The 15,282-nt window shown below is 30.4% G+C and carries 9 protein-coding genes; all 9 read right to left on the reverse strand.

Annotated elements, in window-relative coordinates:
- Positions 1–103 precede the first annotated feature (103 nt).
- Positions 104–922, reverse strand: a complete 819-nt coding sequence (locus K7H06_RS11605; protein WP_223036212.1) for an EFR1 family ferrodoxin — start codon at positions 920–922, stop codon at positions 104–106.
- Positions 923–1,056: 134 nt separating this feature from the next.
- Complete coding sequence (locus tag K7H06_RS11610; RefSeq protein ID WP_223036213.1) at positions 1,057–2,790, reverse strand: methyl-accepting chemotaxis protein; 1,734 nt, start codon at positions 2,788–2,790, stop codon at positions 1,057–1,059.
- A 220-nt stretch (positions 2,791–3,010) separates the two neighbouring features.
- Positions 3,011–4,216 (reverse strand): adenosylmethionine--8-amino-7-oxononanoate transaminase, encoded by a 1,206-nt coding sequence (gene bioA, locus K7H06_RS11615; RefSeq protein ID WP_223036214.1) that lies wholly within the window; start codon positions 4,214–4,216, stop codon positions 3,011–3,013.
- A gap of 321 nt (positions 4,217–4,537) precedes the next feature.
- A complete protein-coding gene (locus K7H06_RS11620; protein WP_223036215.1) occupies positions 4,538–5,626 on the reverse strand; it encodes a serine hydrolase domain-containing protein in 1,089 nt (362 codons plus the stop codon).
- A 195-nt stretch (positions 5,627–5,821) separates the two neighbouring features.
- Positions 5,822–7,522: a sensor histidine kinase gene (locus K7H06_RS11625; protein WP_223036216.1), complete on the reverse strand. Its 1,701-nt coding sequence runs from the start codon at positions 7,520–7,522 to the stop codon at positions 5,822–5,824.
- 9 nt (positions 7,523–7,531) lie between these two features.
- Positions 7,532–8,167 (reverse strand): response regulator, encoded by a 636-nt coding sequence (locus K7H06_RS11630; RefSeq protein WP_223036217.1) that lies wholly within the window; start codon positions 8,165–8,167, stop codon positions 7,532–7,534.
- Positions 8,160–9,506 carry a hypothetical protein gene (locus tag K7H06_RS11635; protein ID WP_223036218.1) on the reverse strand — a complete coding sequence of 449 codons (1,347 nt, stop codon included), beginning with the start codon at positions 9,504–9,506 and terminating at the stop codon, positions 8,160–8,162. The genes K7H06_RS11630 and K7H06_RS11635 overlap by 8 nt, the downstream gene beginning before the upstream one ends.
- A gap of 242 nt (positions 9,507–9,748) precedes the next feature.
- The gene (locus K7H06_RS11640) at positions 9,749–13,459 is read right to left on the reverse strand and encodes a leucine-rich repeat protein (protein WP_223036219.1); all 3,711 of its coding nucleotides are present in this window, start codon (positions 13,457–13,459) and stop codon (positions 9,749–9,751) included.
- Between the two features lie 9 nt (positions 13,460–13,468).
- On the reverse strand, positions 13,469–15,253 hold the full coding sequence (locus tag K7H06_RS11645) for an RCC1 domain-containing protein (protein ID WP_223036220.1): 1,785 nt from the start codon (positions 15,251–15,253) through the stop codon (positions 13,469–13,471).
- Positions 15,254–15,282 lie beyond the last annotated feature (29 nt).

The following is a 15,282-nucleotide window of genomic DNA, read 5'->3' on the forward strand; positions in this document are numbered from 1 at the left end:
ATGTCTTTTGTTAGCACTCTATCTAAGTGAGTGCTAATTTTAATTTTAAAATACACCTTTCTTTATAATTTGTCAATACCTTTTACAATTCATTCTTTATTTTTTATATAAAAATTTCAGGTTCTCTTCGTTCACTATAATCAATTTCCAGCTCGTATTTATGTCTTAAATAATCTTGATCATCATAATATTTTGCCTGAGTAGGACATTTTTTAATACAAGCACCACATTTGATACAAATTCCATTGAATTTAGATACATCACTCTCATCAATAGAACCCATAGGACAGACACTTACACAAAGTTTACAATCAATACAATTGCTATTTGTCTTGGGCTTAACCTTTCTAATATCTACAGGAATACCTTCTTTATTTTTAGGCTTATAATATTTTCTATAGGGCTTGTTTCCTTTAACCATTACATTTTGAATGTCATCTTGCATTATTATTTTTTTATATATTTGATCAGCAAAATCACTTGCTATAGCTAAATCTTTTTCATCAGGTCTATTGTTTGCGAGAATTTTAGAAAATGAATGTTCTCCTATAAATGCCCCTCCTGCAATGATTTTAAAACCGTTTAATTCAAGAAGATCTTTTAATTCTATTAAAGCATCATCATAATTTCTATTTCCATAAAGAACTATAGGAACTACTAATGCCCCATTTCCTGTAATAATATTTAAATATTTTAGTAATACATTTGGTACTCTTCCTGCATAAACGGGAACACCTACCACAACAATATCTTCTTTTGTGAAAGATCTAGATTCTTTTCTACCTTCTGGCAAAGTAAAGTCAATATTATTTACCGTAATTTCCCCATCCATATTCTCTGAAATTTTTTTCGCTATTTGAGATACTACTTTTTTCGTTGTATCTGTAGCACTAAAATACATGGCATTCACTTTTTTATTCATCATAAGCCTCCTATTTTATTAAACGATTGATTGAAAATTCATTCCATTAGTTACCAACTTTTATTATACTATGCTTGGAAACATTATTCTACAGGCTCTACGCTTATAATGAATTCTTTTTAGACTCCTATTCTCTAATGTTTAAATTGAGCTACAATAGTATTCATTTCTTCTGCTAATTTAGCTAACGATTCACTAGCATTCGCTACTTGATCTATAGATGCTGCCTGTTCCTCTATCGAAGCAGCCGTTTCTTCTGTTCCAGCTGCATTTTCTTCTGCGATGGCAGATAAATTTTCAATAATACTGATTATTGTATCTTTTTTAGAACCCATTATTTGCCCCGATTGATTTAATAAATCTATGATCTCTTTTGTTTTTTCTATTGCTTCTGAAATACCTTCAAATTTAATTTTTGTCCCTTCTACACTTTGACTCTGTTCATCAACTACCTTCATCATTCCGTCCATGGTCGTAACAGCACTTTCTGTTTTATCCTTTAATTCATTAATAATACTTGATATTTCTTGTGTAAACTGATCAGATTGTTCTGCTAATTGTCTAATTTCATCTGCTACAACTGCAAATCCTCTTCCTGCTTCTCCTGCTCGAGCAGCTTCAATAGCCGCATTTAACGCTAATAAATTCGTTTGATCAGCAATACTCTTAATCATTTGACTGGCTTGATAAATTTTTTCCGCACTATTATTTGCATTCAAAATCACACTATTAATTTCTTTTGATGCATTCTCAGTTATCTTAGTCTTTTGAACCAACCCTTGAATATTTTTAATTCCTTCTTCTTTTAATTGCATCACTTGATCTGCTGACTCACTTAATTCTTTTAGTTTCTTTTGATCTTCTTCTATCAATTCTCCTAATTCTGTTATGTTCATAGCAGCTTCTTCCGTATCTTTTGCTTGCTCATTCGCTCCATTTGCAATTTCTTCTATTGTTCTAGCCACTTCTTCTGCCGCTATAGCTGATTGTTGGCTAGTTGCTGTTACTTCTTCTGATGAAGAAGTAACCTCATCAGATGCTTTAGAAATATCTTGAATAGTCCCTCTAATAGCTTCTGTAAGGATTTTAAATGATAATGCTAACTGTCCTATTTCATCAGTTCGCTTTAAAACAATCTCTGGAATATCTCTTCTTATATCTAAGTTAGCCATTTCTTTAGCATGATTTGTTACAATAATAATAGGCTCTGTTATTCTTTTAGCAATTATATAAGTAATAACTACTGCTAGTATCAAACCTAATACACTTATAACCCCAAGTCCTTTCTTAAGCTGATTGATATGTCCCGCTATAACCCCATTAGATTTTTCACTAGATACACCGATAAACAGTATCCCTATTATCTCTTTATTCTTATTTAATAATGGTTTATAAACAGTCATATAAGGCTTTCCTAGAATATCTGCCTTTCCAATATATTCTTTTCCTTGAGTCACATCTTCATAAGCTAAGCTATCTTTTCCTAAAAAAGTTCCTATGGCCCTTTTACCATCTTCCGTCATAATATTTGTCGCAATTCTTTTAAAGTCATCTCCACTTTTAATAAATATCGTTGCTACATTTCCCATATCTTCTAAAACAGCATCCACCATTTTATTTTGACCTTCTATATTCTTACCATTTTCATCCATTAATTGACCATTTTTATAAAGGACATTTCCAAAATACTGCTCAAAATAATAGGTTGATGAAGAAATATCCCCCTTAAGCTTTTGACTTAATAATTCAGCTTGAAGTTCTTTCATTCCATTTAAACCTTTACTATAACCTAAACAACTAATCGTTGAAATGATTAAAATAAGTAACATACAAAAATAAATAATAAGTTTTGTTTTTATACTTTTCATAATAATAATTCTCCCATCTTCATATTTTTCATAAATCATTCTACAGCTTTCTACATTATTCTACATTTTTTCTATTTTCCCCTCTTTTTTTTATAATTTTTCCCACTCTTACCCACAAAAAATACCTTGGCTCAACTTCTCAACCAAGGTATTAAATAAAACCTTATAAAAAAATATAAATTGATTTATTAAATTGATATAACATCCTAAAAAAGACTTGCTATCTATCTATTTCTTCTCTAGTAAACCATTTTTTAAATACCTCTACAATTTTCAAAAGTTCTTCTTCCTCAATAATATAAGGAGGCATTGTATACATAAAATTTAAAAATGTCCTATTCCAAACGCCATTATTATAAGCAAATTGACTAAATCCCTGTAAATCTTTTGCATCATAAACCTCTATACAAGCACATGCCCCCATGACTCTAATATCTTTTATTTTTTCAGATTTTAAATCCTTTAGGGAATCTACCAAAATTCTTTCAATCTTTTTAATCTTATCCATATAATCATCTCTTAAAAAAATTTCTATACTTTTAAGAGCAATCTTGCAGCAAAGGGCATTTCCCATAAAGGTAGGTCCATGCATAAGTGCTTTAGATGGATCGTTTGAATAAAAGCCTTCATATATCTTTTTGTTAGCTACAGTTGCTGCATGTCCTACATATCCACCTGTAAGAGCTTTTCCAAGAACGATAATATCTGGAATAACTAATTCACTTACAAACATATTCCCTGTTCTTCCAAAACCTGTTGCTACTTCATCAAAAATAAATATAATATCATATTTGTCACAAAGCTTTCTTGCTTCTTCTAAAAATTGAATATCATACATTTTCATGCCAGCTGCCCCTTGTAAAAGGGGTTCTACAATAAGGACTGCTATTGTGTCATGTCTTTTTTCTAGAATTTCCTCTAGTTCTTTTATTTTAGGAGAAATATGATAAATACCTTCTTTTTCTGGAAATGCCTTATGATAATCTGCATCATCTCCAACTGCCATAGCTTTAAATGTATCTCCATGATAGGCTTCCTTTAAAGCGATAATTTCTTTTTTCTTGGTCAAGCCTTTATTGTTATAGTACTGAATAGCCATCTTTAAAGATACTTCTACCGCAACGCTTCCAGAATCTGAAAAAAATACATGATTTAAATCTCCAGGAAGAATTTCTTTTAACTTTTCTGCTAATTCTAACACAGGATTATGATTAAGTCCTCCTAACATAACATGAGAAAAATTGTTTATTTGTTCTATTGCCGCTTCATTGATCTCTTTGTTGCTATAGCCATGTATTGCACTCCACCAGGAAGATACAGAATCAATTAACTTTTTGTCTTCTGTATATATATATACCCCTTTAGCCTTCTTTACTTTGTAAGGTGTTTTCATGGTTTTCATCTGTTCATAAGGATACCAAATCATACAATCACCCTTTCCTTTTTGTTCTACTAATTCATAGGTTAAATTTTCTATATATTTCTAGATTATTATGTTCTCTCATTAATTTTTTTAATTCTATAAACTACATTCGCCTTTTCTGTTAACTAAATTCACTAATTTATTTATAAATTTCTTATCTATTATGAGAATATTACATATCAGCCTTATTGTCAACATATTCATCAATTAGGTTGACAATATTTTTTTAGCCGTTTTCCAATCTATCTTCAACATTTTAGATTTTAGAAAACAAAACAAAAAAAAGCATCGACAGCTTTCCCTCAATGCTTTCATAGATTTTTTCTATATAGCGTTACTATATAATCTTACAGTAGGCTTTAAATATTTCCTCCATATATCTAAATTATTATAATTCGTAAAAATTACTACAGTTAATTTTTCACTTGGAATACGGGTTACCACTGTTGAAAAACCAATAGTTCCTCCAGTATGGCACAAAATTTTTTTGCCTCTACTAATAAAATAACCCCATCCAAAGCCATAAAAATCACCTGTTCCTGAATCACTCACACCATTCGAAAAAGCTTCATTTAACGTTTCAAAGCTAACCAATTTTTCTGTATAAAGTGCTTGATCCCATTTATAATAATCCATTAACGATGTATATATCCCTCCATCTCCAAGGGTAGCACTTGTGAGGTTTTGATCTGTCTCAATAAATTTCCCATCCCTCTTTGTTGTTCCATATGCCCTATTTTTTACTGTTGATATTCCCTTTTCATAGGCTACTGTATTATTCATCTCCAAAGGTTTAAAAATATTTTTCTCTAAAAACTCAGCAAACCTCATTTCAGAAATTTTCTCAACAACCCTTGATAGAATCACATAATTTCCATCAACATATTCATATTTTGTTCCTGGTTTGCACTTTAATCTATTTTCAGCCTTATACATATTAAATACATCCTGATCCTTTAATTGTTCTTTTTGATTTTCTGGAATAAAATCATAAAAATCTATCAAACCAGATGTATGTTGGAGTAAATTTTTTACTGTAATATCCTTTCCGTAATCAGGAAAATCTGGGAATATATCTATTAGTTTTGTATCATATGTCAAAAGCCCTCTTTCTTTTAACATCATCACGCACATAGCTGTAAATTGTTTTGTCATAGATGCAATCCTGTAATTTGTATGTTCATCAGCAGGTATTTTTCTTTTTATATCTGCTAATCCATACCCTTTCTTAACTAAAATCTCTCCATCTTTTATCACCATAACGCTAGCTCCTGGTCCATCTGATGCATGGTTAAACCCTCTAAACAAAAAATCTATCTTCTTTTCTTTGCTTATACCAAATTGGAAAATAACAACAACAGCAATGCATAATAATACAATCATTTTAGGCAATTGCTTTTTTATACTATTCATATTTCCATCCCCCCTTATCCCCCATTTTAGACCTTAACTAAAGCAACTTCACTTTCGAAAGTTTCTTCCGTTAATACTCTAACAACCATTATTGTCCCCCTTTTAAATTTTTCCTTTATTTTCCTATCCCTATACTCATATATTATCCTCATTACTGAAATATAGCAACATGACTTTTTATTTCCTTATCTATACTTACCTTTCCTTTATAACTATTTTACTCATAAATCCTTCCCCTTTAGAAGTATTGAATTGTACTTCTCCTCCCACAAGTTTTAATCTATCTTCAATCCCGGTAAGTCCATTTCCCTTTACAAGCTGCTCACTTCCTATACCATTGTCAACGAATAAAACATCTATAGATGTTTTTTTTATATTTACTGATATAAACACCTCACTTGCCTGTGAGTGTTTTAGGGAGTTTGTAACAAGCTCTGTACAAACTTTTTTTATGATGTCAAATACCTTTTCATCAATTATATATAGTGTTCCTTTAAAATGAAGGTTTGTCTTAACACCTACTTTTTTTACATGATTCATCATTTTTGTAAGATCTTTCTTTAATAACTCTCCTGTGTAAGTATTATTTAGACTCTCCTTTGTAGATATAGCGTTCATATCCTTTATTCCTGTATCTATAGATAATGTTGCATTATTAAGGGCTTCTATACTTAATTTTTTATCTTTATTAAAATAAAGCTTTGCCACTTCTAGCAGTTTAATCGTTACTACAAGAGAATGTCCTATAATATCATGTAACTCCCTTGCTACATAATTTCTAGCGCCAGCCTTTGAAGTTTCTTTAAGTACTTTAATCGTATCCTCTAATTTTTTATTGGCAACATTCAAATCATTTTGCTTATTTATAATTTTTGTTTCTATACTTTTGTATGGCGATATATCCCTTATAATGAGTGCATATTGTGTTTCTTTAATAGATTTTATTACTTTTATTGTTATAATAAGAATTAAATTATTAAAAACTATTTCTTTTTGAATTTCATCCTTTTTTCTTAGTTCTTTTTTTATATCCTCACTAAAGACCTCTTTTGCAAAATTTTCTATCTCCTCACTAATCATGGTTTCTAATCTTTCGTTAATATAAGATACCTCAAAAGCCGAATTTAATATGCCTATTGGCGTATCAAGCTTATGGACTATTTCATGCCTCATGATTGGTGATAAACTGAAAAAATCATGTTTAAATGTGGCATATACAAAAATTAAGCTCGCCCATGTAAATACAATAGGTGTTATATCAAAAATCACAAAGATTCCTAAAGAAAAAATGACGCTGTGTATCACCTTTGTAATATATAAAAAATTTAAAATAAGTGGCACAACAATGGCTGATACTACCAAATATTTATAAAAAACATTTTTATTTTTAAAATGCTCTTTAAACACTTTTGAACAAAAATATGTACCTACTAATATAAATAGATATTCAAGTGCTGTATGTATATAAAATAATATACCAAAGCTATCACCCCAAAAATCATAGGTCTTATAAAACAAATAGTGATATGGATTCGTAAGGACAAATAAAAACTGTACAATAGGGAGTATGTATATGAAAAATCTTATTTTCTTAGGTAATGGCTTCCCCTTATAATAGGCATAGCCAAATTCTAAAAAAGCTACCTCTAAAATACAGGTACAAGCATAATAAGCTACAATAAAGCTCCATCTAATCATTTCTGTATGAGATACGGTTTTAAATATCTTAAATACCATCCAAGCAATCATACTTATTTGAAGGACTAAAAATGATTTAAGGGCATGGTCTCTATTTGCCTTCATATAAAGAATTACAAAGGCTATTATGGAAATAATAATAGCTATTATATGCACTATACAAATAGTAGCTATTTCTTGTTTTAATATAAGATCCATAAAAACTCCTTATTCTATGCCATTTTCCACTGCATAAACTGCAAGCTGCAATCTATCTTTTATTTTTAATTTTTCATAGATTCTACTCACCTTATTTTTGACCGTCCCTTCCGTATAGCCAAAAGCTTTCCCTATTTCTTTATTACTTTTTCCTGCAACAATCAATCGAATCATGTCAATTTCTTCTAAAGATAATAAATCCGTATAAGTTTTCTTGCTATTGCTCATTTTCTTAAACTTATTTACCATAATTTTTTTAACACTCTTATGTACAACAGTAAGTCCATAGTTTACACATTTAATAGTTGTAATCAGCTCTTCACAATCAATATCCTTGACAATATATCCATCTGCTTCACTCAAAAACGATTCTACTATATTTTCTGCATTATCAAAGGTAGTCAGTATAATCACCTTAATCTCTGGATATTTTTCTTTGATTATTTTAAGTGCTGAAATGCCATCCATTTGAGGCATTTCTATATCCATCAAAACAATATCTGGTTTGTTTTTTTCACAAGACGCTATCGCCTCTTTACCAGAACCCACCATATCTGCTACAATAATCTCTTCATCTGTGCTAATAATTTGTCCTAAAGATTTTCTTAGTAATACCTGATCATCTGCTATTATTATTTTAATCATTTTGCCCTCCATAATAACTCATATACGCTGAAACTGCCTGCCTTACATCAAACAAATCCTTTTTAGCCTCTTGAATTATTTTTTCTATATCTACTATAAAAGGATCATCATCACTATTCTCAATGAGATTTTCTATATTTTCTTTTAACTTTTCCATAGATTTTTCTCTAGTACTAGCAATTTCCTCAAGAAGTGCATTGATTTCCTTTTCCTTTTCAAGATCATAAACAATTTTTGAATAATGAGAAAGCTCTCTATAGGTTTTTTCTGTCTCTATTTGCTGTTCTTTTAATTTGTCTAGCATTTTTATAAGAGCAGTTCTATCAATAAATGTTATTATTTTACCAACAACAGCTCCTTTATTTTTGATCTCTTTTTCATTATAAGATAAATATTTATTCGTTTGATCTATATACTCTATCAATAGCTTATTGTAATCATTTCTTTTAATAACCTCTTTTGAAAAAATCTCTTCTATCTTTTCCTCATGAACAATTCCTATATCTTTAAAAATTTTACTTTCCTCTACTCTTTTATTTCTATACATAATTTTACCATTTGTATCAATAATGAATACATAATCAAGAACCAAATCTTTAACATTTGAAAAAATCGGTGTAGTAACTCGATAAGGCATAAAATAATTACTCACTACACTTAAATTGATTGAAAGGAATAAATACATGATAAGTTCAGCAATATAAAAATCAAACTGATTGGTCACTATAGATATACTATAAATAATTAGTGGTATCCCCCATAAAGAAATTTGAATAGTAGCAAAAAATCTATTATTGAATTTAAACCTTTTCATATCTCTATTAGGACTCAAGAAAAATAGGAAAGTATTGATGAAAAGTATGAGTAGTAAGCATACAATAATCATATGCTTATATACAAATCCAAATCTCATATAAAAAAAAGAATAACTATTTATTATAAGTTTTTTATTCAAAGCACCTATTGTCAAACCCGCACACAATACAACATAAATCATATTCTTTAAAATTTTCATTAGTATTTTATTATGCTTATAAAATTCCTTTAAGACATATTTTATCAAAAAATAAATTAACATATAATTAACTACTACAAATACTATACTAGAAACATATCTCATAACGTATGCAGTACTCTGCGATACAATCACTTCTTCTATAAATCTTGTAATCATTGCAACTGCCAAACCTATATATACAAATATTATATTTTTTATTCCTTTATTTCCTGAACCTTTATATAAACATAGCATGATACTTATTACAACAAATATAATCAGCATAGTTAAAGCTATAATATTTAAAAATTGATGTGCTGTATAATACCTGCCATCATTCATAAATTGCTCCTCCAACAAAATAAAACTTTGTATTTTCTTCTATTATACGATATTCTTAAATCATTTTAAAGTAACTGTACTAGTAGTTTCTATGCATATCCAATAGATTACTTTACAATACCATCAATCTCATAAAAAATTCTCATGTGGCAAATTTTAAACTTTATAATTTCCTCACAAATAAAAATAAGAGAACATACTAAAAAGTACGTCCTCTTATCAACCCTAAACTCTATTGTTTATTATTCATTTAACATTTTTATTAGGTTATATAATATCTGAGCCACCTCTGCTCTTGTTGATTTACCAGTAGGATTGATCTTTTTATCATATCCATGAATAATATCTCTCGATATTAAGTACTCTGCTCCTTTTACTGCATAATCCGATATAGTATCTTTATCAGTAAATGCACTTATACTCATACCTTTGTCTGATAAATCATCACTTTTTTCTGTTCGTACCAATGCTTTATGAAGGATAAATAACATCTCTTCACGAGTAATTGATTCAGTTGGCTTAAACTCATTGCCATATATAGCTGGTAACAATCCTAACTTTTTTGAAGTAGCAACTGATTTTGTATACCACATATCATCCTTCACATCTACATAGCTTGTAGTAACATTACTCTCTAAGTCAAAATATGAAGTGATTAGTGTCACAAATTCTGCTCTTGTGATAGTCTTTTCTGGTGAAAATGTAGTTTTACTAGTTCCTTTAGTTATATTTCTTATTGCTAAAGCTTCAACAGCTTCTTTGCTCCAATGATTCATTACATCTTCAAAGCTTTTATCTACATACATAACACTATATTTACTCAAATGCTTCGTTGTAAATTTAATGGTTTCACCATCAAAGAAACTATCTTTTAAAATCTCTACATTCCCCTTATCATCAATGTAAACTGCAACCAATTTGTAATGATCATTATTTTCTTTTTTAACCTTAAATTTTATCTTAATATTCGTATCAGATGACCAATCTACTTTCTTATCATCAATCTTTAGGGTTATATCATAGATTGGATGATCTCCTATCTGTTTTTTAGCTTCCTTTGATAGTTTTGATCCTTCTAAATTTTGGGGCTTTATTTCAAGGGCTACATTTCTTTTATGATTTTTAAACATCTCCCCATTAAGCGTTACATTTACATCATCCGTTTTAGCTGTGAAATCTACCTTTTTACCTATAAAATTATCTGAAAGCTCAATTTGGGCTTTACCGTTCTTATCTGTCTTTACTTCATATATAACTTCCTTTGTTCCTTCATCATTCTTCAGAACTTTATCAATAGCTTTTTCAAGTGAAGATTTGCTACTTTCACTTGATGACGAGCCGCCACCACCAGAGCCACCACTTCCTGAACTACTACTTCCTGATCCTGAGTTACCACTTGACGATTGTTTATTGGTTGTTACAGTTAATGGATCACTCGCCAAAGATGCAAGAGACGCTTCTGTTTCTTTTACTCTTTGGATAAATGTGTAATTTGTTGAAGGGCTAAGGTGGGTGAAAACATTGCTATCTTGCCATGTATTACCCTTATCTATAGAATATTCATTTCCCACTTTAGTAATTAACGTAATACTATTATGAGTTTTACTACTAAGGGTAGGTACACTTGGCGTAGCTGGAGTAGACTTTACTACTACAAAATTAAATGTATCAGTAACGCTGCCACCCTTACCATCATTTGCTGTTATTGTTACGCTCACCGTTCCTTCAGTAGTAGGAGTCCCACTAAAACTTCTTGTATCACTATCAAAAGTTATTCCTGCTGGTGTAGTATTGACTGTATAAGTTAATGGATTTCCATCACTATCTGTAAAAGTATTCTCTGGAAATTGATAGCTATACAGCTCACCCATATTCGCCTTTTGATCAGGAATCTCATTCGCTACTATTGGCGCTGTATTAGTAGGTGTAGCTGATAAATCTACAAAATCAATTAAATCAGTAGCATCATTCGCATTACTATCTTTATCTGCATAAGTCTGTGCAGTAGAATTAGCGTAGCCATGTATAGCTAAATCCACATGACAGCTTTCTATAGCATTGTCATGAAAAGTCATAGATTCATTTAGTACAGTAATTTTTTTAAGCTTTGTCATATTTCTAAAAGTACTTTTCCCAATATTTTCTACGCTCCTTGGAAGTGATATTTCTTCTATATTTTCACAACCGTTAAAAGCAAAATCACCTATAGTTTTTAATCCATCCGGTAGTGTAATACTTGTTAAACCCTTACAATTTGCAAAGGCCTCTTCTTCTATACTTATAACACTACTTGGAATAACAATATCACTAAGTTTTTCACAATTTATAAATAACGTTTCCCTAATTGTTGTTAGATTGCTTGGTAATTTTACATTGGATAGTTCTGGACAATATCTAAATATTTGTTTTCCTATAGTCGTATCATCCCCCATAAATATAACCTGAGATAGATGATCACAATGGTTAAAGACATAATCTCCCATAGTCATGACATTATCTGGTATTGTAACGGTAGTTAAATTATTACAATCACCAAAGGCATAATTTCCCATTGTAGTAACCTTTGTAAGGAGTGAATTAATATTATTAAAACCTGTTTTAGAAAAGGCATTTGATCCTATTTCTGTAACATTTCCTTCAAATGTTAATGTATCAAGGGAAGTACAATTATAAAATACATTATATCCTATTGTGGTTACACCTGATGGGATACTGATATTATTAATTTTTGAACAATCCTTGAACGCTCCTGCTTCAATACTAGCTAAATTGTTGGGTAAATCCACAGCTGGTAAAGAACTACATCTTAAAAAAGCATGTGCTTTAATAGTAGTTATATGATCATTTAATTTGACACTTTCTAATTTCTTGCAATCTTTAAATATTTTTTCTTCTATAGTATTCAGTCCAGAAGGAAGGGAAATATCAGCTGTTTTTAAATTATCACAGCTTTCAAATGCTCCTTCCCCAAGAGTAGTCACAATCCTTGAAAGTGTAAAATTAACCAGATTGTCACAATCCTTAAAAGCAGATTCTTTTATTGTGTGAATAGTAGCTCCATTATTAAATATTATGGACGTGATACCATCACAATTTCTAAAAGCACTTAGTCCAATAGATTTTACGGATGAAGTAATGCTTAAACCACTACTTCCAAGGGATGAACAATCTTTAAAGGCTTCACTTTCAATAATTTCAACCTTATTAAAATTTACATTATCAAGGAACGTACACCCTTCGAAAGCATTTATCCATATATATTTTATATTATCTGGAAAAGAGATACTATTTAGGCTCGTGCAATTCCTAAACATACTATCGGTAATAGTATCTATAGAGTTATTATTAGGTAATGTAATATTTTTGAGGTTTTTGCAATTATAAAAGATATCTTTTTCTATTCTATTAATCGTATTCGGTAATGATACATTATCAAGTTGATCACATCCTAAAAAAGCAGCTTCTCTTATGACCTTTAATCCATGTTTCACACCATCAATCTCTACTTCATTAGGAAAATTAATATTCCTTAAATGATCACAATCACTAAAAGCACCTTCATCTATATAGCTAAGACCCTTGTATTTTCCACCATCATTTATACCATTTTCTATATTTACAGTTACAAGGCCATCGCAGCTTTGAAAAGCATCTTCACCAATTCTTGCCACTGAATTAGGTATTGTAATTGAAGTGATATTATCTTTATTGTCCGTTCCAAAAGATTTAAAAGCCTCATCTCCAATATATTTTACAGGTTTTCCGTAAACCACTTCAGGTATGGTTAAATTTCCACCGGTGCCCGTATAACCTGTTATCTTTACACAATCACCATTAAGCTCTGATATCACTTCATACTCTAATCCTCCTGTAGTTGTTTTTATTCCATAGGTAGTAATTGTCAATCCTAACATACATATAAATATGGTTATTAAAAAATATATTTTCTTCATATCTTCCTCCTAATTTAATTCTCCAGCACTTTCAGGAATGTGGAATAGACTATCATCAATAGGTGTATGATCATCAATTTCTTCTGTCCACCAATCTATTGTTTCCGTTACTTTGCCATCCTCATCCATCCATTCCTCATGTAAGGTATTTGGTATACAATACATAAGAGAATACCACAGCTTAGCTTTTACTCCATTTTTTGATGATGTTTCTATGAAAAACTCATTATCTTTTATTTCTGCATGGAAATACTCATTATCTGTATCTATTTCTAATCCATCTAAATAAGCTAAATCTAATCTTCTTATAGGAAGATAATTTCCTTCTAAATATTCAGCATACATGGGCACATCTGTAAGATAGGTATAAGTTGCATTTTCTTTTTCATTATAGATTGACGTACTACGCCCATTAATTCCCCAGTTTGTTTCTATTCTCACATTTTTTCCTTTGAAATAAACTGTATAGTCTAAATCCTTTTCGTATTCTTCTGTCTTGGTTTTACCTTTTATTTTTACAGTGAGTTCATCCTTCGCTGGCACGATTTCACTGATTCTTTTCTTTATTTCTTTAAAATCAGTATAATCCGTTTTAGGATGATCCATAGTAGGAGACTCTGGTTTTATTTTTTCTGTACTAACTTCATCTTTACCATCATCTTCAACTTCTTTAGTCTCTAAGTTTATTTGTGCATCTTGAATATTATCAAGAATTTTCGTAAGAGGAGTATACCAAGTTTCATCTGAATTATAACCTAATCCATATCTATAGTTTCCTCCCATAGTCCACAATGTATTGTCAGTTTTTATTACTGCTGCATGTCTTTCTCCAATTGAAACATTTACTACATTGTCTTCATATTTATAAGGTACTTTTTTATTAACACTTGCTCCTGTATAGCTATATCCCCATCCCCATAGAGTATTATCTGTTTTTACAATAAATGCATTATCTCCATCTATTGCACATGTTTTCACATGATCCATTATTTTTTGTGGTAAATCTGCGCTTTTCATCCAACCATTTTCTGTGTAAATACCACTTTTTCCCCATCCATAAAGACTATTATCAAGACGTACAGCTAATACATTTCTATCACTTGAAGTTACAAAACTAACATTATCAAGAATTTTAGTCATAGAAAGCTCAGCATTTGTATTTGTATCTCCTTTGTCAGTGCCATTACCAAGCTGTGCATGAGAATTATCTCCCCATCCCCATAAACTATTATCTTGTTTTATTACAAATACAGTATCTTTTCCTGCATGCACTGATTTTACATCATCTAGTATTTTTACAAAACCCTCACTTCCATCGGCTTGGGTATTTGTTCCATCACCAATATACATTGCTCCACATAACCAAAGGGAATGATCATTTTTAACTACCATAATATAATCTTTCCCATTGGCTGCTATCTTTACATCCTCCATTATTTTTACTGGAGTTAAGAATTTAGGGTCTTGTTTTTCACCAGTAGGGTATCCATCAAAACACCCCCACCCCCATAATGTATCATCATTCTTAACAGCTACACCAGAAAAACTATTAGCAGATACACTTTTAGCATTATCTAATATTTTCACTGGAGTTACTTGTGGTTTTCTATATCCATTACCACTACCATTGTACATATTTCCCCAGCCCCAAAGGGAACCATCATCTTTTATAACATAGGTACTTCCATGTCCTGCCGATAGTAAATCTCCACTTTCCCCTTCAGTAAAACCAATTATACTCATACTTATAATCAATATAAAACTCAATATAAAAATTGAACTCGTTTTTTTCATAATACCCTCCCTATATAGTCTTAAAATAT

The sequence above is a fragment of the Crassaminicella profunda genome (assembly GCF_019884785.1).
GTDB classification, from domain to species: domain Bacteria; phylum Bacillota; class Clostridia; order Peptostreptococcales; family Thermotaleaceae; genus Crassaminicella; species Crassaminicella profunda.